The 20430-nt window shown below is 68.9% G+C and carries 19 protein-coding genes; 7 read left to right on the top strand and 12 right to left on the bottom strand.

From position 1 onward, the window contains the following. Window positions 1-352, bottom strand: a 352-nt coding sequence (locus JWN68_RS04730; protein ID WP_297735434.1) for a hypothetical protein, incomplete at its 3' end; no start/stop codon positions are given. Continuing rightward, window positions 352-3024, bottom strand: a complete 2673-nt coding sequence (locus JWN68_RS04725; RefSeq protein ID WP_297735430.1) for a DNA translocase FtsK 4TM domain-containing protein — start codon at window positions 3022-3024, stop codon at window positions 352-354. The genes JWN68_RS04725 and JWN68_RS04730, both read right to left, overlap by 1 nt. A 300-nt stretch (window positions 3025-3324) precedes the next feature. Here JWN68_RS04725 and JWN68_RS04720 point away from each other — a divergent pair, with 300 nt between their 5' ends. Continuing rightward, complete coding sequence (locus JWN68_RS04720; RefSeq protein WP_297735427.1) at window positions 3325-6534, top strand: M4 family metallopeptidase; 3210 nt, start codon at window positions 3325-3327, stop codon at window positions 6532-6534. A gap of 138 nt (window positions 6535-6672) precedes the next feature. Here the strand turns inward: JWN68_RS04720 and JWN68_RS04715 are convergent, their stop codons facing one another. Genes JWN68_RS04715 through dapA form a run of 3 tightly spaced genes read right to left on the bottom strand, consistent with a single transcriptional unit; the run spans window position 6673 to window position 11107 of the window. Continuing rightward, window positions 6673-8511, bottom strand: coding sequence for a HAMP domain-containing sensor histidine kinase (locus tag JWN68_RS04715; protein WP_297735424.1), 1839 nt, complete (start codon window positions 8509-8511; stop codon window positions 6673-6675). Window positions 8512-8516: 5 nt separating this feature from the next. Further along, window positions 8517-10208 carry a ribonuclease J gene (locus JWN68_RS04710; RefSeq protein WP_297735421.1) on the bottom strand — a complete coding sequence of 564 codons (1692 nt, stop codon included), beginning with the start codon at window positions 10206-10208 and terminating at the stop codon, window positions 8517-8519. A gap of 8 nt (window positions 10209-10216) precedes the next feature. Beyond that, a complete protein-coding gene (dapA, locus tag JWN68_RS04705; protein ID WP_297735418.1) occupies window positions 10217-11107 on the bottom strand; it encodes a 4-hydroxy-tetrahydrodipicolinate synthase in 891 nt (296 codons plus the stop codon). Window positions 11108-11177: 70 nt separating this feature from the next. On the opposite strand from dapA, the gene JWN68_RS04700 reads away from it, so the two are divergent. Further along, the gene (locus JWN68_RS04700) at window positions 11178-11390 is read left to right on the top strand and encodes a hypothetical protein (protein WP_297735416.1); all 213 of its coding nucleotides are present in this window, start codon (window positions 11178-11180) and stop codon (window positions 11388-11390) included. Window positions 11391-11461: 71 nt separating this feature from the next. Here JWN68_RS04700 and JWN68_RS04695 read toward each other — a convergent pair whose 3' ends face one another. Then, window positions 11462-12331 carry a hypothetical protein gene (locus JWN68_RS04695; protein ID WP_297735412.1) on the bottom strand — a complete coding sequence of 290 codons (870 nt, stop codon included), beginning with the start codon at window positions 12329-12331 and terminating at the stop codon, window positions 11462-11464. Window positions 12332-12440: 109 nt separating this feature from the next. Here JWN68_RS04695 and JWN68_RS04690 point away from each other — a divergent pair, with 109 nt between their 5' ends. Further along, window positions 12441-12725, top strand: coding sequence for a hypothetical protein (locus JWN68_RS04690; protein ID WP_297735409.1), 285 nt, complete (start codon window positions 12441-12443; stop codon window positions 12723-12725). A gap of 95 nt (window positions 12726-12820) precedes the next feature. Continuing rightward, entirely contained in the window at window positions 12821-13159 is a 339-nt protein-coding gene (locus JWN68_RS04685; RefSeq protein WP_297735406.1) for a TfoX/Sxy family protein, read from the top strand. On the opposite strand, the gene JWN68_RS04680 is transcribed toward JWN68_RS04685, so the two are convergent. The 5 genes from JWN68_RS04680 to gcvT all read right to left on the bottom strand — a co-directional run bounded on the left by JWN68_RS04680 (window position 13126) and on the right by gcvT (window position 16622). Beyond that, window positions 13126-13656 carry a dihydrofolate reductase gene (locus tag JWN68_RS04680; RefSeq protein WP_297735403.1) on the bottom strand — a complete coding sequence of 177 codons (531 nt, stop codon included), beginning with the start codon at window positions 13654-13656 and terminating at the stop codon, window positions 13126-13128. The genes JWN68_RS04685 and JWN68_RS04680 overlap by 34 nt on opposite strands. Then, window positions 13646-14440, bottom strand: coding sequence for a thymidylate synthase (locus tag JWN68_RS04675; protein ID WP_297735400.1), 795 nt, complete (start codon window positions 14438-14440; stop codon window positions 13646-13648). Before JWN68_RS04675 ends, JWN68_RS04680 begins: the two co-directional genes overlap by 11 nt. 31 nt (window positions 14441-14471) lie before the next feature. After that, the gene (locus tag JWN68_RS04670) at window positions 14472-15203 is read right to left on the bottom strand and encodes a hypothetical protein (RefSeq protein ID WP_297735397.1); all 732 of its coding nucleotides are present in this window, start codon (window positions 15201-15203) and stop codon (window positions 14472-14474) included. Between the two features lie 61 nt (window positions 15204-15264). After that, window positions 15265-15513 carry a hypothetical protein gene (locus tag JWN68_RS04665; RefSeq protein ID WP_297735394.1) on the bottom strand — a complete coding sequence of 83 codons (249 nt, stop codon included), beginning with the start codon at window positions 15511-15513 and terminating at the stop codon, window positions 15265-15267. Beyond that, entirely contained in the window at window positions 15513-16622 is a 1110-nt protein-coding gene (gene gcvT, locus JWN68_RS04660; protein WP_297735391.1) for a glycine cleavage system aminomethyltransferase GcvT, read from the bottom strand. The genes JWN68_RS04665 and gcvT overlap by 1 nt, the downstream gene beginning before the upstream one ends. Before the next feature lie 64 nt (window positions 16623-16686). On the opposite strand from gcvT, the gene JWN68_RS04655 reads away from it, so the two are divergent. Beyond that, window positions 16687-18198, top strand: coding sequence for a leucyl aminopeptidase (locus JWN68_RS04655; RefSeq protein ID WP_297735388.1), 1512 nt, complete (start codon window positions 16687-16689; stop codon window positions 18196-18198). 58 nt (window positions 18199-18256) lie between these two features. Here the strand turns inward: JWN68_RS04655 and JWN68_RS04650 are convergent, their stop codons facing one another. Then, entirely contained in the window at window positions 18257-18580 is a 324-nt protein-coding gene (locus JWN68_RS04650; RefSeq protein ID WP_297735385.1) for a hypothetical protein, read from the bottom strand. Between the two features lie 169 nt (window positions 18581-18749). Between JWN68_RS04650 and lpdA the strand changes: the two genes are divergently transcribed. Further along, window positions 18750-20126: a dihydrolipoyl dehydrogenase gene (gene lpdA / locus JWN68_RS04645; RefSeq protein ID WP_297735382.1), complete on the top strand. Its 1377-nt coding sequence runs from the start codon at window positions 18750-18752 to the stop codon at window positions 20124-20126. 48 nt (window positions 20127-20174) lie between these two features. Next, window positions 20175-20430 (top strand): biotin/lipoyl-containing protein (locus tag JWN68_RS04640; protein ID WP_297735379.1); only part of this gene is annotated, 256 nt, incomplete at its 3' end.

Below are 20430 nucleotides of genomic sequence, written 5' to 3'. Positions count from 1 at the left end.
CGTGGTGGACGGCGGTCCAGGGCAGGCCGCGCCACGTGCGGCCGAGGCGGATCCGGATGCCCTGCGCGTCGGCGACCAGCAGCGGCGTACGTGCGTCGAGGAGGCTCACGAGCCAGTAGCCACCGAGCAGCCCCCTGGCGACCACGCACAACCAGTCGAGGACGGAGCCGCCCTGCGTCGCGCGGCCGAGGTAGGCGATGGCGACCGCCGAGGCGGTGAGCCCGACCCCTGCGGCGACGCCGGCGTGGCGGCGTACCTCGATGCCGTCCGGAGCGACGGACAGGAGGTCCTCGCTCTCGTGCGAGCTGTCCAACCCGACCTGGTCCTCGGTCTCATCCAGCATGGCGCCCATCAGGCTCCCCCCTCCAACGTCGCGATCACGGAATCAAGCTCGTCGGGCTTCTCGAGGACGTCACGGGCCTTGGATCCCTCGCTGGGACCCACCACCCCGCGGCTCTCCATGATGTCCATCAGGCGCCCGGCCTTGGCGAAGCCGACCCGCAGCTTGCGCTGCAGCATCGACGTCGACCCGAACTGCGTGGAGACGACCAGCTCGATGGCCTGCACCACGAGGTCCATGTCGTCGCCGATGTCGTCGTCGATGTCGCGCTTGGACGCCGCCGGTGCGGTCACGTCCTCGATGTACGTGGGCTCGAGCTGGTCCTTGCAGTGCTTGACCACCGTGGCGATCTCGGCCTCGGTGACCCACGCGCCCTGGATACGGGCCGGCTTGCTGGAGCCCATGGGCAGGAAGAGCCCGTCACCCTGGCCGACCAGCTTCTCGGCGCCCGGCTGGTCGAGGATGACGCGGCTGTCGGTGACGCTCGACGTGGCGAACGCCAGCCGCGACGGCACGTTGGCCTTGATGAGACCGGTGACCACGTCGACCGAGGGTCGCTGGGTCGCCAGGACCAGGTGGATGCCGGCCGCACGGGCCAGCTGGGTGATGCGGACGATGGCGTCCTCGACGTCGCGCGGGGCGACCATCATCAGGTCGGCGAGCTCGTCGACGATGACGAGCAGGTAGGGGTACGGCGTCAGCACCCGCTCGCTGCCCGGCGGGACCTCGACCTTGCCGGCGCGCACGGCCTTGTTGAAGTCGTCGAGGTGACGGAAGCCGAAGTTGGCCAGGTCGTCGTAGCGCATGTCCATCTCGCGCACGACCCACGCCAGCGCCTCGGCGGCCTGCTTGGGGTTGGTGATGATCGGCGTGATCAGGTGCGGCACGCCCTCGTAGGCGTTCAGCTCGACCCGCTTGGGGTCGATCATGATCATCCGCACCTCGTCGGGCGTCGAGCGCATGAGGATCGAGGTGATGAGCGAGTTGATGAACGACGACTTGCCCGAGCCGGTCGCGCCGGCCACGAGCAGGTGCGGCATCTTCGCCATGTTGGCGACGACGAAGCCGCCCTCGACGTCCTTGCCGAGCCCCGCGACCATCGGGTGGTGGTCCGAGCGGGCCGTGTTGGAGCGGAGCACGTCGCCCAGGGAGACGATCTCCTTGTCGAGGTTGGGGATCTCGATGCCGATCGCGGACTTGCCCGGGATCGGCGACAGGATGCGGACGTCCGCGGACGCGACGGCGTAGGCGATGTTCTTCGACAGCGCGGTGACCTTCTCCACCTTCACTGCGGGCCCTAGCTCGACCTCGTAGCGGGTGACCGTCGGTCCTCGGGTGTAGCCCGTCACGGCCGCGTCGATGCCGAACTCCTCCATCACCTGCATGAGCCGCTCGACCACGGCGTCACTGGCCTTTGACCGGGCCTTGTGCACCGAACCCGGCTTGAGGACGTCGTTGCCGGGCAGCGAGTAGGTGATGTCGCCGGAGAGCGCCAGCTGCTCGACCCGCTCGGGCAGCGGAGTGTGCGGCGGCGGGACGAGGTCCCCCGTGGCGTCGGCTCCTCCGTCGGTGCCGGCCACGACCGGGGCGAGCTCGGTGGGCGCATCGGCGAACAGGTCGATCCCGGCGTCACCGTCGGGGTCGACGAGGCGCTTGTTCTTGCGACGCCTCTTGACCTCACGGTCCTCGAGCATCGGCGTGTCGTAGGGGGCGTCCCCCATGTCCGGGTCGATGTCCGCGGCACCCTCGAGCATGCTGCGGCGCGTGCGCATGGGACCGGTGGCTTCCTCGGCCGGCTTCTCGCTCGGCGGGGTCCGCCCCAGGACCGCGTCACGGGCGGCGGCGAGCTTGGTCGGGATCTGGTAGACGGGAGTGGCCGTGATGATCAGGACCCCGAAGAACGCGAGGATCGCGAGCAACGGCACCACGATGTAGGGCGTGCGGAGCAGGTCGAGCAGGAGGCTCGACATCACGAAGCCGACAGCGCCACCTGCAGTCTGGAGGCTGCTCGCGTCGCCGAGCTCCGGCTGCGGGTTGCCATTGGCGATGTGGACGATCCCGAGCAGGCCGAGCGCGAACGCCGACCATCCGATGACCTGGCGGCCGACCGGGCCGTTGGTCTCGGGGTCGCGCAGCGTGCGCCATCCGGCGTACAGGACGAAGAACGGCACGAGCCAGCCGACCTTGCCGACGGCACCGGCAGTCATCTGGCGCAGGAACTCCATGACGCCGCCGGGGAGCTGCCACCAGACCGCTGCCGCGATGACCAGCGCCAGGCCGATCAGGAACAGCCCCGCTCCGTCGCGGCGGTGCTCGGGCTCGAGGTCACGTGCAGATCGGCCGATGGAGCGAGCGACCGCGCCGATGGCGTGGGCCAGGCCCAGCCAGACTGACGCGAGGGCGCGCCCGAGCGCGCCGAAGGTGCGGGAGACGGGTCCCGGACCATTGCGTACGGCGCGAGGTGCGAGCCGCTTCGCCGGGGCGCTCCCCCGACCCCTGGTCGAACCGCGGCCCGACCCGCGAGCGGGCGCGGACTTGCCGCGCGCCGGCCGGGTGGTCGGGCGCTTGGAGCTGGTACCCCGGGATCGGGTGCTCGAACTCGACTTGGTGCTGCCGCGCGAGGCGGTGGAACCAGACGTGCTCGAACTCCGCGAACCCGGCGGGGAAGACGTACGGGTCGCCATGCTTGGACCCTAGTTCACAAGTCACATCAGCCCCAGGCATCACAGGAGCGTGTCGGCGGCCATTCCCTTGCTCAAGAAGCACGGGCTGCGCCACCGGCGCTCGTGGGGCGCGTCGGAGCCGCCCCCTTCCGCTTGTGGGGGACGTCGAAACCGCGCCCCTCGCGCTCGAAGGATTGACGCGAGAAGACAAGCGATGCGCGAAAGTGTCCGTTCGGGCCTTCCCGATACGGAAATTGCTTCGTAAGGTGTCGCAGGTCACTCGGGGATCCGAGTGCCGTGCCCTCGGAAGGAAATACCCACGTGAAGCTTCTCCAAACGGGGCTTGCGCTCTCCATGGTAGGTGTCGGCCTTGCGGCCATGCCCGCCTTGGGAGCCCAGGCATCGTCGGCGCCGGCCGGCGACCCGCTGCTCACGCAGCTGCGAAACCAGGCAGACAAGTCAGTGGTCGTCACTGACCAGGCTGCGACCGGAAAGGTCGGATTCGTCCGCACCAAGGGCGACCTGATGCCCGGCAAGCCCGCGACGGATGCAGCGTCTGCGGCGGCCAAGACAGATGCCTACCTCGCCACGTTCGCGCCGCTCTTCGGTGCGCGCGCCAACGAGGTCCAGCAGACCCGCGTCATGGCTGACCCGTTCGGCTGGACGGTCGTCTACAACCAGTCCTACAAGGGCGTGCCCGTCTGGGCCGGGACCCTGAAGGCCAAGGTCGCCAAGGACGGCGACCTGACCGCAGTGTCCGGCTACGTCGTCCCCGCACTCAACCTGGACGTCACCCCGGCTCGATCGGCCGACGCCGCTGCCCAGCGCGCCGTCGCGATGGTCAAGAACGCACCCCCCGCCTCGGAGGCCAGCAAGGCGGCCTCGACCGCCGGTCTGCGTGCGGTCTCCAAGGACCTGGTGATCTACCAGGTCGGCGCCGTCAAGGGTGACCCCGGCGAGGCGGTCCTCGCCTACGACCTCGAGGTCTCCAACATCACCAAGGACAGCGGTTCCATCCGCGACCGGGTGGTGCTCGACGCGCAGACCCTCAAGCCCCTCAACCGCTACTCGATGATGGCCGACGGTCTCGACCAGTACCTCCTGAGCACCGACTACGACCCGGAGACCGAGACGGGTGGCACCCTGTTCGAGGTCTGGGACGAGCCGCAATCGACGGACGGTCTCGACCAGGACCAGAAGAACCTGCTGCAGTCCTCGGCCGAGTCCTACTGGATGCACATGAACACCTGGGGCATCGACTCCTACGACGACAAGGGCGCTGAGCGGATCACGATCCACAACCGTCCTAACTCCTGCCCCAACGCGTCCTGGAACGGCACCTTCGTCAGCTACTGCGACGGCGTCTACGCCGACGACATCGTGGCTCACGAGTGGGGCCACGCCTACACCGAGTACGAGACCGGCCTGATCTACCAGTGGCAGTCCGGCGCGCTCAACGAGTCCTACTCCGACGTGTGGGGCGAGACGGTCGACCTGCTCAACGCTCGCGAGGACGAGGGCGAGGGCGACCTCACCGTCAAGCGCACGGCAGGGCTGTGCTCGCGCTTCACCCGCGGCGAGATCGGCGCGACCATCGTCGCTCCGATCTCGGTGGCTGGGGAGTGCGAGTCCGCGCTGGCCTTCCAGCACGGTCCAGTCTTCGACAAGGCAGGAACCACGACCGAGGTGGTTGTGGGCACTGACACGGTCGAGCTCGACGACCAGGGCGACCCGGAGGGCACGACCGGCGACGGATGTTCGCCGCTCACCAACGCAGCCGCAGTCGAGGGCAAGTTCGTCTACGTCGACCGCGGCCTCTGCATCCTCAACGACAAGGTGGAGAACGCGGCGGACGCCGGTGCGACCGGCATCGTGGTGGGCAACACTGCGGGCCGCCCGCTGGCCTCTGCCGGCGGTGACTTCCCGATCTACGGCCTCATGGTCGACGCGGAGGCCGCCCAGCGGATCAAGTCTGTCGGCACCGTGACGATGAACATCAGGGACATCGACACCGCAGCGAAGGACCAGAACTCCCGCTGGGTCATCGGCGAGAAGTCGCCTGCCTTCGGCGGGGCCATCCGTGACATGTGGACCCCCACCTGCTACGGCGACCCCGGCAAGGTCTCGGATGCCGAGTACTACTGCTCCTCCGACGACAGCGGCGGCGTGCACGGCAACTCCGCTGTGCCGAACCACGCCTACGCGTTGATGGTCGACGGCGGTACGTACAACGGCCAGGCCATCACGGGGCTCGGCCTCGACAAGTCCGCGAACGTCTTCTTCTACGCCCAGCACTACATGTCCGAGACCTCGGACTTCGTGGACATGGCTGACGCGTTGGAGACGGCCTGTGCCGACCTGGTGGGCCAGCCCATCCAGTCGATCAAGATCACTCCAGGTGGGTCAACGCCCGCCGCGCCGATCACGGCCGGTGACTGCGCTCAGGTCCTGAAGGTGATCGCTGCGGTCGAGCTGCGCAACGACCCCACGGCCCAGTGCGCATGGACGCCGATCCTGGCGAAGAACGCGCCTGCACTCTGCGGGACCGGCACCACCAGCAAGGTCCTCTTCACCGAAAACTTCGACGAAGGCCTGGGCAACTGGACCACCGCCGCGGACGAGGTGGGCGTTCGGAGCTACCCGTGGCGTACGAGCGCTGTCTACCCCGGGCGCGACAACGTCGGTCGGGTGGCCTTCGGTCCCGGGCCCGACGAGGGTGACTGCGCGGCTGACGACATCTCGAGCAGCAACTCGATCATCAGCCCGGCCGTTGTCGTCCCAGCCGGAGAGGCGATGCGTCTGTCGTTCGATCACTACGTCGCCACCGAGGCAGGCTTCGACGGCGGCAACGTGAAGCTCAGCATCAACGGCGGAGACTTCACGGTGATCGACAACGCGGCCTACGTCGTCAACCCGCCGAACACGGAGCTCGACCCGGCCACGCTCGACGGCGATCCCTACAACACCAACCCGATGGCCGGAGAGGTTGCCTTCAGCGGCACCAACCCCGGTCGTTCGACCGGTTCGTGGGGCCAGTCACAGGTCAACCTGGCCGCGGCTGGAGTCAAGGCCGGCGACACCGTCAACATCCGGTTCGACATGGGTCGCGACGGCTGTGGCGGTGTTGACGGTTGGTACGTCGACGACGTGACCATCTCCGTCTGTGAGAAGGTCGCGCCCAGCCCGAGCCCGAGCCCCAGCCCGAGCCCGACGCCCACCCCGACGCCGAACCCGAGCAAGTTCGACACCGAGACCCTGGTGAAGATCAAGCCGAAGAAGCCCGAGTTCGGGGAGAACTTCAAGGCAGTCGCCCTGGTGGACTCGCTGGGTGGCAAGACGCTGGCCACCGGGATCGTCAAGTTCCGTCTGGACGGCAAGAAGATCGGACAGGCAACGCTCGAGGACGGCCGCGCCGTCCTGTGGCTCAAGAAGAACGTCGCGATCGGGATGCACCACATCGTCGCGACCTACAAGGGTGACACCAAGAACTGGTGGAGCCGTGACAGGTTGAGGTTCTGGGTCGTTCGCTGACCTGCACAGCCTGAACAACCAAGGCGGGGCCCCGGTGGAGAAATCCACCGGGGCCCCGTTCCTGTACAACCCCACCAAGACCCGGCGCACTGGCGCCTCGCCGCAGGGGCCACGCCGCAGGGTCGTGGACCGTTGTGGTCAGGGGGCCTCGGGCGCAGTGCGCGGCAGCAGCAACGTGAAGGTGCTGCCCTGACCCAGAGTCGACTCGACGTCGATCTTGCCGCCGTGGGACTCGGCGATGCGGCGGGAGATGGCGAGACCCAGGCCGGTGCCGGGGATCGAGAGCGCCTCCGGGTTGCTCGATCGGTGGAACGCCGAGAACAGGTGGCTGCGATCGATCTGGGAGATCCCGATTCCCGTGTCCTTCACAGTGACCCTCCCCCAGGCCTCGACCGAGTCGATCTCGATGGCGACGCGACCGCCGGGACGGGTGTACTTCACGGCGTTGCTCACCAGGTTGTTGAGCACGGTGCTGAGCTCCTCGGCATCTCCGCGGACGACGACCTCGCTGCGGAGGACGTCGAGGACCATGCGCACCCCGCCCGCCTCGGCCTGAGAGGTCATCAGCTCGATCGCCGCCTCGGCCAGCTCGACGAGATGGATGTCGCGGCGGACGAACTCCCGACGCTCCTGCACCCGCGCGTAGTCGAGCAGGTTCTGGATCAGCCGGTCGAGCCGGTCGGCACTGCGCCTGATGGCGGCGACGGAACCGCCCTCCTCCACCTGCTCACCCTGCCTCTCCTCCAGGAGCTCGACGTGGCCGATGATGGTGGTCAGGGGCGTCTTGAGCTCATGCGAGATCGTGGCGATGAGCTCGCCCTTGTAGCGATCGAGCTCACGCAGCTCCGAGACGAGCCGGTGCTCGGTCTCGAACAGCCGGGCGCTCTGGATCATCCGCCCGAGCTCGCGCGAGACCTCGGAGATGGTGTCGAGCTCGTCCGACCCGGGGGCTGGCTGGTCGTCGCGGAAACCGATGACGAGGTAGCCGAAGAGCTCGAGCCCGACTCCCACTGGCGCAACCACGGCATGTGCAGCGCCACCGGCGGCGATTGCCTGCTGCAGCCGCACACGGCTGGCCGGCAGGAGGTCGCACTCGGTGTCGTCGACGTGGATCCAGACCAGCCGCCGTGCGGGCCATGCCGCGTGCGCGAGGTCGTCGTTCAAGGTCCCTATCACGGTGGAGACGAGGCTGGGCCTCGGGTGCCCCGCGGACACCTCTCGTCCGCGGTCCCCGTCGGGGTGACAGCGCACCCACGTCTGGACAGCGCCGAAACCGCGGTTGATCGCCTCGGTGGCGATCCCCAGGACGGCGTCCAGACCCACCCTGCTGCCGGCCTGTGCCACCTCCTTGACGATCGCTCCGAGCCGCACCTGCTGGGCGAGACGCTCTCGCTGTTGAGCGTTGGAGAGGGCCAGCCCAGCTTGCACCATGAACATCTCGAGCAGGTCCCGCTCGGCCTGCCCGGGTAGGCGCATCCCTCGCGGGAGGTCCACCGACATGTTGCCCAGCAGCTTGCCCGTCGCCGAGTAGAGCGGTGCGTACAACGCGTCCTCGGGATGCCAGGCATCCGGGTCCTCGGACGCGTCGATGTCGGGGATCCAGGCGAATTCGATCTGGTCGGGCGCCATCCTCCCGTGCGGGACGTAGCGCAGGATGCCCCAGTGATCCGCGGCACGGTATTCGTCCAGGATGCTGACGGCAGGTGTCCGCCGACCCAGGATCTGCCGGCGGACGTCGTCGGGGCCGGCGACCGCGACCATCACGAGGACGTCGCCCTCGAGCTGGCTGATCGCCACCACGCCGTAGCCGAGCTCCTCGTGGACCCCGTTGACGACCTCCTCGAGCACCTGGGCGGTGTCGGTCGAGGAGTTGACCCGACGCACGAGTTCGGAGAGGCGCTGCAGGGCCTGCGCGGGTGGCTGGGCCTCAGCCGCGCCCGACCCGTGCACCTGCACCGCCCCGCCGTCTGTGTCCACGTGGGTCAGGCCTCGATCACGACAGGGATGATCATGGGCCGTCGGCGGTGGGTCTTGTTCACCCAGCGACCCACGATGCGGCGTACGGTCTGCTGCATCTGGTAGGAATCGGCGCCGCCCTCCGCGGCCGCGCTCGCGAGGGCCTCGATGATGGGCTTCTTGAGCGCGTCGAACGTGGAGTCGTCCTCGGCGAACCCCCTCGCGTGGATCTCGGGTCCGGCGGAGACCTTCCCGGTCACCGAGTCGACGACCACGATCACCGAGATGAAGCCTTCCTCGCTGAGGATGCGGCGGTCCTTGAGCTTCGACTCGGTGATGTCGCCCACGGTCGAGCCGTCGACGAAGACGTAGCCGCACTCGACCTTGCCGGCGATCGTGGCCACGCCGTCGACGAGGTCGACGACGACGCCGTCCTCGGCCATCACCACCCGCTCGCGCGGCACGCCGGTGGCGATCGCCAGCTCGGCGTTGGCTCGCATGTGCCGGATCTCGCCGTGGATCGGCAGCACGTTGCGCGGCTTGACGATGTTGTAGCAGTACAGGAGCTCACCGGCACTGGCGTGCCCACTGACGTGGACCATGGCGTTGCCCTTGTGCACGATGTTGGCACCCCAGCGCGACAGCCCGTTGATGACGCGGTAGACCGCGTTCTCGTTGCCGGGGATCAACGAACTCGCCAGGACGACGGTGTCACCCGGCTCGAGGTTCACGAAGGCGTGGCTGCGGTTGGCGATCCGGCTCAGCGCGCTCATCGGCTCGCCCTGCGAGCCGGTCGAGATCAGCACCTGGCGCTCAGGCGGCAGGTCTGCGAGCTCCTTGGCATCCACCAGCACGCCCGCCGGGACGTGGAGGTAGCCGAGCTCCTTGGCGATCGCCATGTTGCGGACCATCGAGCGTCCGACGTAGGCCGCCTTCCGGTTGTGCGCCACGGCTGTGTCGAGGATCTGCTGGATCCGATGGATGTGCGAGGCGAAGCTGGCCACGATGATCCGCTGGCTGGACTTGGCGAACACGCGGTCCAGGACGGGCCCGATGTCCTTCTCCGACGTGGTGAAACCGGGGACCTCGGCGTTGGTGGAGTCGGTCATGAAGAGGTCGACACCCTCGTCGCCCAGCCGAGCGAACTCGTTGAGGTCGGTGATGCGGCCGTCCAGGGGAAGCTGGTCCATCTTGAAGTCCCCGGTGTGCAGCACCACGCCGGCGCCGGTGCGGATGCACACGGCGAGCGCGTCGGGGATGGAGTGGTTGACCGCGATGAACTCGAGGACGAACGGTCCGAAGGTGATCGTCTCCCCCTCGGCCACCGTGTGGTGCACGGTCTCCTTGAGGCGGTGCTCACGCAGTTTGGAACCCACAAACGCCAAGGTCAGCTCCGAGCCGACGAGGGGTATGTCGCCGCGCTCGCGCAGGAGGTACGGCGTAGCGCCGATGTGGTCCTCGTGGCCGTGGGTCAGCACGAGTGCCTCGACCTTGTCCAGCCGGTCCCGGATGGGTTCGAAGTCCGGGAGGATCAGGTCGACGCCGGGGTGGTGGTCCTCGGGGAACAACACGCCGCAGTCGACGATCAGCAACCGGTCGTCGTACTCGAAGACGGTCATGTTGCGACCGATCTCTCCAAGGCCGCCGAGCGGGATGACGCGAAGTCCGCCTTCGACGAGTGGTGCGGGAGGGTTCAGTTCGGGATGTGGATGACTCAAGGGACTCCTCAGATCAGGCCCGACGCGGCGAGCCCCGCGCGGAGCGCGGTGACCTCGTCGTCGTCGAGCGGAACGAGCGGACCTCGCACGTTCCGGTTGTCGAGCACGCCGAGCAGCTCAAGGGCTGCCTTCGCGGTTGTTGCTCCGTAGTTGGCGACGCCCATGACGGCGTCGAAGGCGGGGGCGAGCCGGGTGTGGATGGCGAGCGCCTCGTCGGGGTTGCCTGCGTGGAAGGCCTCGATCATCGCCTTGAGCTCGCGACCGGCTGCATGGGCGACGACACTGACCAGTCCGTCGGCGCCGTAGGCGAGGTAGCCGAGCGTCGCGGCGTCGTCCCCGCAGTAGACCGAGTAGCCGAGCGAGGTCAGCATCACGGTCTGCGCGGCGTCGCCGGTCGCTTCCTTGACGCTGGTCACTGTCGCGATCTCGCTGGCGCGCTCATAGGTCTCGCGGGCGATCGGGAGGCCGGTGCGCGCCGGGACGTCGTACAGCATGACCGGCAGGTCCGTGGCCTGCGCGACGCTGCGGAAGTGATGGAGCACCCCGGCCGGGCTCGGCTTGTTGTAGTAAGGGGTGACCAGGAGGACTCCGTCCACCCCGATCTTCGCGGCCTGCTCGGCGAGCTCGACCGAGTGCGCGGTCGCATTGGTGCCGACGCCGGCCAGCACATGGGCACGATCGCCCACGGCGTCCACGACTGCCTGGAGGATCTGTCCGTCCTCGGCCACCGAGGTGGTCGGAGACTCCCCTGTCGTCCCGCTGACGACGACGCCGTCGTTGCCGTTCTCGACCAGGTGGTGGGCGATCTTGGCGGTCCCGTCGAGGTCGACCGACCCGTCTTCGTGGAACGCCGTCGCCATCGCGGTCAGCAAGCGACCGAACGGTGCTGCGGTTGTCATGGGCTCAGGCTATCCCGCCAAGAGCTCGCCAACCGCCCACATCTGCCCGAGAAGGCGCATACTGGTCCTGATGACTACTCCAGTGCGCCGCCACCTCGCCAGCAGTCCCTTCGCCGCCGAACCCGAGCCGACCATCGAGGAATACTCGGTGGGCGACCAGGTTTGCCACGACGCCCACGGCATCGGCCGTGTCGTCAACCAGGAAGCCAGCGCCGTGACGGTCGACTTCCGAGGCCAGCACCTCCGCATCACGAGCCCCTACCGCAAGCTCGCCAAGCTCTGAATCACTGATACGACACGAACCTGACGTCCTTGAGCCGGCGGACGTCGCGCGGGCGCATGCGGGGCTGCTCCTCATCGTAGAAGATCTTGAAGCCCATCGTGAATTCCGCGGCGGGCCACGTTTGCGTACGTCGCCAGCTTGTCCGCCGGGCTGCCGAACCCGTCGACGTGCTGCACCATCGCGAGACTCCTCCGCGCGCGCACCTTGGCGATGTCGGGCACCATCGCGTCCTGGAACTGGTGGATCACGAACAGCTTCTCGGGTAGTCCGTTGCTCGTGGTCAGCCTCGAGAGCCACCCCGCGGTCCGGTTGATCTCCTTCGCCCTCACCGACCCGATCGTCTGCCCGGGTGTCTCCGTGGGGCCCACCCGCCACTCCGGGTCGAGGGCCAGGCCGACCCAGGGGTCCTCGAGCGCCCACTGCCACCGCTTGGCGGTCTCGAGGAAGTCCGTCCGGCCGGGTTGCAGGTCCAGGAGCAGCAGGGCGCCGTTGCGGTGCGAAGGACGGTCCGCGCTCGACCTTCGCGAGGCCTCGATGTAGGCCTCGACGTGTCTGTGCAGGATGTCGTGGCTGTGGTCGCCGGCGGCGCTCGGGTTGTCGGACGGGTCGGCGACGGTGACGATCAGCTCGTAGACCGGCATCAAGGTCTCCCCGCGCCGCAGGTAGGGCCTCGCCGTCCTCCTGATCCGGTCGAAAGCCATGTCGGGGTCGTTCTCGCCCAGCACACCGAGCGATGAGGTCCCTGCGGTGCCGTAGAACGCGGTGAGGAAACGGTTCTTCCCGAAGACCGTCTTGCCGCCCCCGGGCAGCTGCGAAGCCCGGGCCGTCGAGGACGGGGCGCCCTTCTCCGCCGCCGTCGGTGGGGCGGTGCCGACGAGCAGCAGGCACGCGAGCGCCTGGGTCAGCGGTCCAGCAGTGCGCGCCCGAGTCCCCCGAGTCATGGCGAGAAGATAGCCGATCCGCCACTCGGGGCCGATCAGCTGCGGGTGTCGGCGCTCGGCTGTCGGTGCCGACACCTAAGGTCGTCGTCGTGAGCCAACGATGAGCAAGATGGACAACCTCCGCGCGATGCGGGAGGCGAAGTACGCAGAGACGCTCAAGCGCAGCGCCGCCGCGGCCAGGAGCACGGGCTCGAAGGCGTCCGGCGCGAAGGCGTCCGCCGGGACGGCCAAGGACGCGCCTCCGCGCACCCCCCGCGCTGCCCCGGCCGCGGCCGCCTCACCCAGCGGCAGCGCAGAGGAGGCCGAGCCCGCCCTGTGCGGACACCGCAACATGAGTGGCCGGTCCTGCACGCGCGAGCAGGGCCACGCGGCCAAGAGCCACCGCTACTCCTGAAGAAGCCCCCGGCGGTCGGATCGGTGTCACCCGGTGACACCGAAGCCACACTCAGGGGCTCGCCGACTCGACGGCAATGAGGCGATACTGGACTCATGCCCTACGACGAGGGATTGGTCGAGCGGATCCGTGACGAGCTCATCGGCGAACCTCACCTGACCGAGCAGAAGATGTTCGGCGGGCTCGGCTTCATGGTCGGTGCCCAGATGGCGGTGGCCGCGGGCAGCACCGGCGAGCTGATAGTCCGGGCGGACCCCGATCTCGCGGAGTCGTGGGTCGATGGCGTGGCGGTGCGCCCGATGGAGATGCGCGGCCGGCCCGTCCGCGGCTGGGTCCTCGTCGACCTCGGCGCGGTCGTCGACGACGCGAACCTGGCCGAATGGGTTACTCGCGGCGTGTCCTACGCCCGGTCGCTGCCACCGAAGACGGACTGAGGCTCGTTGCTCCTCTCCCACCACACCCAGTCGAGACCGAGGTCCGGCCGGCTCTCCCGGCGCGTCGCGGTCCACTCGTCCAGCGCGAAGGGCGGGTAGAGCGCATCACCCGACGGTGAGAGGTGCACCTCGGTGAGGACCTGGTGGGTGGCCAGCGGCAGCGCCAGGAGGTAAACCTGCGCTCCTCCGACCACGAAGATCTCCCCGTCCAGGCTTCCGGCGAGCGTGAGCGCCTCCTCCAACGAGTGCGCGACCAGGGCTCCGTCTGCCGACCACGACGTGTCGCGGGTGAGGACGATCGTGGTCCGGCCGGGCAGTGGGCGGCCGATCGAGTCCCAGGTCGTCCTGCCCATGACGAGGACGCCGCCGATGGTCACGGCCTTGAAGTGGGCGAAGTCCTCGCTGATGTGCCACGGGATCGAGCCGCCGTCGCCGATGACCCGGTTGTCGGCGTACGCGGCGACGAGGGTGACGCGAGGTGCGACCTCAGACGGCAACGGGAGCCTTGATGCCGGGGTGCGGGTCGTATCCCTCGAGGCCGATGTCGTCGAGGTCGAAGCCGTCGATCTCGGTGATCGCGTTGTTGAGGACGAGCCGTGGCAGCGGGCGGGGCTCCCTGGTCAGCTGGAGTCGCGCCTGGTCCACGTGGTTGGAGTAGAGGTGGGCGTCGCCGATGGTGTGCACGAAGTCGCCGACCTCGAGGCCGGTCACCTGCGCCACCATGTGCGTGAGCAGGGCGTAGGACGCGATGTTGAACGGCACGCCGAGGAACACGTCACCCGAACGCTGGTAGAGCTGGCACGACAACCGGCCGCCGGCGACGTAGAACTGGATCAGCGTGTGGCACGGCGGCAGTGCCATGTCGGCGATGTCCGCGACGTTCCAGGCAGAGACGATGTGGCGACGACTGTCAGGGTTCTCCTTGATCTGCGCGATCACCTGCGCGATCTGGTCGACGTGTCGGCCGTCCGGCGTGGGCCAGGAGCGCCACTGGTAGCCGTAGACGGGCCCGAGGTCGCCGTTGTGGTCGGCCCACTCGTCCCAGATCGAGATCCCGCGGTCGTTGAGCCACTTGACGTTGGTGTCGCCGTGCAGGAACCACAAGAGCTCGCCGAAGACCGACCGGGTGTGGATCTTCTTGGTCGTCACGAGCGGGAAGCCCTCCGCAAGGTTGAACCTCATCTGGTGCCCAAAGACGCTGAGAGTGCCGGTGCCGGTGCGATCCGACTTCTCCACCCCCTCGTCGAGCAGTCGATCGAGGAGGTCGAGGTAGGCCTGCATGGGCTCGACTCTACTGCTGCTCGGGCGGCTCTCAGCGCAGCCGGACGTCGCGTCCCTCGACCACGAAGCGGGTCTGCGTCGTGCACTGGGGCGTGGCGCAGACCACGAACATCCGGCTGATGGTCTCCGACAGGCGCGCGTAGACGCCGGCCTCGGGTCCCGCGGCCGCGATCTCCATCAGGTGGACGATCTCGCCGCTCGGTGCCACGGCGACGGCCAGGCGTCGGGAGACGTCACCGCCGTCGTCGTACGGTGCCGGGACCTGTGGCTCCGCGACCTCGGGCATCTCCCCGTCGTAGTCGGACACGTCGCCGTCGGCCTCCACGAGCAGCAGGGAGCCGTCCTCGTCCTCGATCACGACGCCGTCGGCGAGCGGCGCGAACGAGCCCGCTCCGGGAAGGGTCACCACAACCTCGGACAGGTGTAGCTGTCCCTCGGCGAACCACGGCACCGGGACGGGGTTGGGCTCCTCGCGCACCTCCGGCGGAGTCGGCAACAGGGAGATCACCACGACCCCGGTCACCACGAGCGCGAGCGCGACCAGTGCATAGATGGTGAGGCGTCTGCGTCGCGGCCGGTCGAGCTCGTCGCGGACCAGCTCGCGCACGTGCGACTCCACGTCGGTCGTCTGCTCGAGGCGCACCCAACCGCGGCGGCAGCGCGCCAGGGCGGCATCCACCGCCGCCTCGGCTGCGGCGCCCCCGCCGAACTCCTCGATCAGGGCGGAGCGGCGTGCACCGACGAAGTCGTCGTACGTGTCCATCCCCACCTCCACTCCGGCTTCGATGCCGACGCCGATGCGGATGGGTCCGGCCGCGGCAGGCTCAGGGGTGCAGTGACATCGGGCCGTAGACCTGGCGCTCGTGCTCGAAGAGCGTGACGCCGTCGACCCCCGCCTCCGCGAGCTGGGCCCAGATCTCCCCCACCCAGGACTCGGCGTCTGCCTGCGAGAGGAACCGCTGGCCGGCGAACTCCTCCGCCGGGACCTCGGCCCCCGAGGAGTCCTCGAGACGCCACCACCACGGCATGTCGGCGGCGGCCGGCTGACGGAAGGTCGGCTGTTCGGGCAGCATCAGGACTCCTTCACCGACGTCTCGACGAACGGCACCTTGGTGAGCTGGAAGATCTCGCGTCGCCCGCGGATGTCCACGCCGACCTCGGCCTCCGCGTTGACCATCGTCGGCACCAGCGCCATCCCGACACCCTTCTTCAGCGTCGGCGAGAAGGTACCCGAGGTGATCTCGCACAGCGGGACGTCGTGGGTGAGGGACACGCGCATCCCGGGGCGCGGGATGCCGCGACCAGTCGCGATGAGACCGCGCAGCCGTCGCTTCGGACCAGCTTCCTTGACGGCCAGGATCGCGTCGCGGCCCCAGAAGGCGTCCTTCTTCCAGCCGACCGCCCAGCCCAGGCCGGCCTCGACCGGGTTGACGTCGATCGTGATGTCCTGGCCGTGGAGGGGGTAGCCCATCTCCGTGCGCAGCGTGTCGCGCGAGCCGAGGCCGCAGGCGAGCATCCCGAACTCCTCACCGGCGGCGAGCAGCGCGTCCCACAGGGCCGCAGCCCCGTCGTTGGCGACGATCAGCTCGTAGCCGCGCTCCCCGGTGTAACCGGTGCGGCACACGACGACGCCGGGTCCCTCGAAGGGCGCCTCGACGAAGGACATGTAGTCATGGCCGGTGGGCAGCCCGACGCGTTGCAGCACCTCCTCGGACCTGGTCCCCTGCACGGCGAGCACTGCGTAGTCGTCGTGGTGGTTGACGACCGAGACACCGTCAGGGGCCTCGGCCTGCAGGCGGCGTACGACCTCGGCCGTGTTGGCGGCGTTGGGGACGATCAGCACGTGCTCGTCGTCCTGGTAGTAGGCGATCAGGTCATCGACGATGCCGCCGGTCACCGCGTCGCAGCACAGCGTGTATTGGGCCTTGCCCGGCGCGATCTTGGCGAGGTCGTTGGAGAGCGTGGCGTTGACGTAGTCGGCCGCGCCCGTGCCGCTCACCATCGCCTTGCCGAGGTGGCTGACGTCGAAGATGCCCACCGAGCTGCGGACCGCGGTGTGCTCCTTGAGCACACCGGCGGGGTATTCGAGCGGCATCGTCCAGCCACCGAACTCGGCGAACTTCGCCCCGAGGGCGACGTGCCGATCGTGGAGCGGGGAGTGCTGGGGGGTCGCGTCGGCCATGCCCCGAAACCTACCCCAGCGATCCGACGCCGAGACGTTGCCGACCCTCGCCTAAAGTGCCCGAGTGACAACGACGTACACGCTGCGAAACGCAAGCCCCGCCAAGACCCGCGCGGAGGCTGTCGTCGTCGGCGTCCTCTCATCGGGCAAGGGCCCGGTCGTCTGCGACGCCGGCACCGAGGTCGCGCGGGCTTGGGGACGCAAGTGGCTCCCGCTCCTGTCCTCGATGGGGTTCTCCGGCAAGCCCGGTGAGGCGGTCCGCATCCCGTCCGGGGGCAAGCTCAACAGCGCGATGCTGGTGCTGGTCGGACTGGGACCGGATCCCGATGGCACGGCCGTACGCCGAGCAGCCGGTGTCGCTGCCCGCAGCGTGCCGAACGCCGCGTCGGTCGCCCTCGCGCTGCCCGCCGAGACGCCCGAGCTCGTCGACGCGGTGACCCAGGGCCACCTGCTGGGCAGCTACACCTACACCAAGCACAAGTCGAAGACGGACGACGACTCCGGGGCCGGCGAGGTGATCGTGCTGTCGCCGATCGCTCGCAAGGCAGATGCAGTCAGTGCCTTCGCCGAGGCCCAGGTCGTCGCGGCTGCTGTGCGGCTGACCCGTGACTGGGTCAACGAACCTCCCGGCCACCTGACGCCCGAGGGCTTCGCGGCCGCGGTGACCGAGGCGCACAAGGCGGCCACCAAGGGCCGGGGTGCGCCCAAGGTCAAGCTGGAGATCTGGGACCACCCCACGCTGACCGAGCGCGGACTCGGCGGCACCCTGGCCGTGGGCAACGGATCGGACGCCAAGCCCCGACTCGCGAAGCTGACCTGGTCGCCCCGGGGGGCCACCACGCACCTCGCCCTCGTGGGCAAGGGCGTCACCTTCGACTCGGGCGGTCTGACGATCAAGCCCTCCTCGAGCATGGTGGGCATGAAGGGCGACATGGGCGGCGCGGCCTGCGTCATCGCCGCGACCCTCGCCATCGCCCAGCTCGGCCTGCCGATCAAGGTCACCACCTTCGCGCCGATGGCCGAGAACATGGTCTCCGGCTCCTCGTTCCGCCCCGGCGACATCGTCACGATGTATGGCGGGACCACCGTCGAGATCGCCAACACCGACGCAGAAGGACGCATGCTCCTCGGTGACGCGTTGGTGCTGGCAGTCGAGGAGGACCCCGACGTCATCGTCGACGTCGCCACCCTCACCGGGCACCTCCAGCTCGCGCTCGGCGACAAGGTCGGCGCCGTCCTCGGGTCGCAGGACATCGTCGACGCAGTCCTGCTCGCGGGTGATCGTGCCGGCGAGCAGCACTGGCCGATGCCGATCCCCGAGGAGATGAAGGAACGGATCAGCGCCTCCAAGGTCGCCGACCTGCTCCAGCACGACTGGGTCCGTTGGGGCGGGGGCCTGATGGCCGCGGCGTTCCTTCGCGAGTTCACCGACGGGCGACCCTGGGCACACCTCGACATCGCCGGCAAGGAGCTCAACACCGGTGCTGCTTACGGCCACGTCCCGTCCGGCGGGACTGGCTTCGGCGTCACCACGATCGTGGAGTACGCCCGCTCACTCGCCTCGAAGCCCTCCTAGCGGTGAGTGAGCCACCTTCTCGCTCCGGCGAATGTGGCTCACGCACCGCCGCGGACGGTCAGAGCCCGCCGGCCTTCTTGCGTCGGTTGTAGTCGCGCATGCGCTGCGGGATGCCGACCACCGCGGCGTCGTACGACGGCACCTGGTGCTTGTTGGCGAACGTATGGGCCCACTGCACGCTGGGCACCCGGCGTCGGGTCCACTCGCCGTCATGGGCGACCAGCAACAGCGTCACGTCGCTGACGGCCGTGCGGGGTTCGACGAAACCCTCGACACCACGCCTGGTGGTGACGAAGTCGGTGAGGTGGACGACGTCGTGCCCGTCAGAGGCGCGGACCGTCGTGGAGCCGGTGCGATGACCGTCCCGCAGCGGTCGACTCATGCGGCCGGATCGGCGGAATCGGTCTAGCAGTCCCATGCGGACATTGTGCCTGCAGGGGCGAAGCAATCGACGCACAACCCGGTGTGGACAGCCTCACAAAGAGTGCAAGGATGGGCGGGCGTCCAGAAACCGACGCACCACAGACCAGTGGCGAATCGAAAGGCAGCGCGTGACGGAGGTAAACGTCGACGTACTCATCCTCGGGGCAGGCTCAGGCGGATACGCCTGCGCGCTGCGGGCGGCCCAGCTGGGACTGACCGTGGGCCTGGTCGAGAAGGGCAGCCTCGGCGGCACGTGCCTGCACGTCGGCTGCATCCCCACCAAGGCACTGCTGCACGCGGCCGAGGTTGCCGACTCCGCGCGCGACGCCTCGAAGTTCGGCGTCACCGCAGCGCTCGAGGGCATCGACATGGCCGGGGTCAACGCTTACAAGGACGGCGTCGTCTCGCGTCTCTTCAAGGGCCTCACCGGGCTGATCAAGTCACGCGGCATCACCGTGATCGAGGGCGAGGGCCGCCTGACGGGTCCGCGGACCGTGTCGGTCGGCGACACGGCCTACACCGGGAAGCACCTCGTCCTGGCGTCCGGCTCCTACTCCAGGTCGCTGCCGGGCATCGAGATCGACGGCAAGCGGATCATGTCCTCGGAGCACGCGTTGAAGCTCGACCGGGTGCCGAAGTCGGTGATCGTCCTCGGCGGCGGTGTCATCGGCTGCGAGTTCGCCAGCGTCTGGGCCAGCTTCGGCGCCGAGGTCACCATCATCGAAGCCCTCCCCCGGCTCGTCGCCGTGGAGGACGAGGCCTCGTCGAAGGCTCTCGAGCGGGCGTTTCGCAAGCGCAAGATCAAGTTCCTCACCGGCACCCCGTTCCAGAGCGTGAAGACGACCGACTCCGGCGTCGCCGTGACCGTCGAAGGCGGCGACGTGATCGAGGCCGAGCTGATGCTCGTCGCCGTCGGACGCGGCCCCTCCACCGACGGGCTGGGCTACGAGGAGCAGGGCATCACGATGGAGCGCGGCTTCGTCATCACCGACGAGCGCTGTCGCACCGGGGTCGAGGGCGTCTTCGCCGTCGGCGACATCGTGCCCGGGCTCCAGCTCGCCCACCGCGGCTTCCAGCAGGGCATCTTCGTGGCCGAGGAGATCGCCGGCCTCGAACCGGCGCCGATCAACGAGGCGGGCATCCCGCGAGTCACCTACTCCCACCCCGAGATCGCCTCGGTCGGCCTGGACGAGAGCCAGGCGCGCGAGCAGTACGGCGACAAGGTCACGACCGTCACCTACGACCTCGGCGGCAACGGCAAGAGCCAGATCCTGCAGACCGCCGGGTTCGTGAAGCTCGTCGGACTCGTGGACGGTCCGGTGCTCGGCGTCCACATGGTGGGTGATCGCGTGGGTGAGCTCATCGGGGAGGCGCAGCTGATCTACAACTGGGAAGCCCACGCCGACGACGTCGCACCCCTGCTCCACGCCCACCCGACGCAGAACGAGGCCCTGGGCGAGGCGCACCTCGCGCTGGCCGGCAAGCCTCTCCACGCGCACTCCTGACCAACACGAACGCACCCCACCCACACCACGCGAGCGAAGGAAACCTCCATGGCCTCCGAAGTCACTCTCCCCGCCCTCGGCGAATCGGTCACCGAAGGCACCGTCACCCGTTGGCTGAAGAACGTCGGCGACAGCGTGGCGGTGGACGAGCCGCTGCTCGAGGTCTCGACCGACAAGGTGGACACCGAGATCCCTTCGCCCGTCGCAGGCACGCTGCTGGAGATCCGGGCCGAGGAGGACACCACGGTCGAGGTCGGGGCAGTCCTGGCGGTCGTGGGTGAGCAGGGCGAGGGCGGCGGCGACG

The sequence above is a fragment of the Nocardioides sp. genome (genome assembly GCF_025964975.1).
Taxonomy (GTDB): domain Bacteria; phylum Actinomycetota; class Actinomycetes; order Propionibacteriales; family Nocardioidaceae; genus Nocardioides.
Note: the sequence above shows the minus strand (reverse complement) of the source record. Positions and strands in the feature narration are given on the sequence as shown.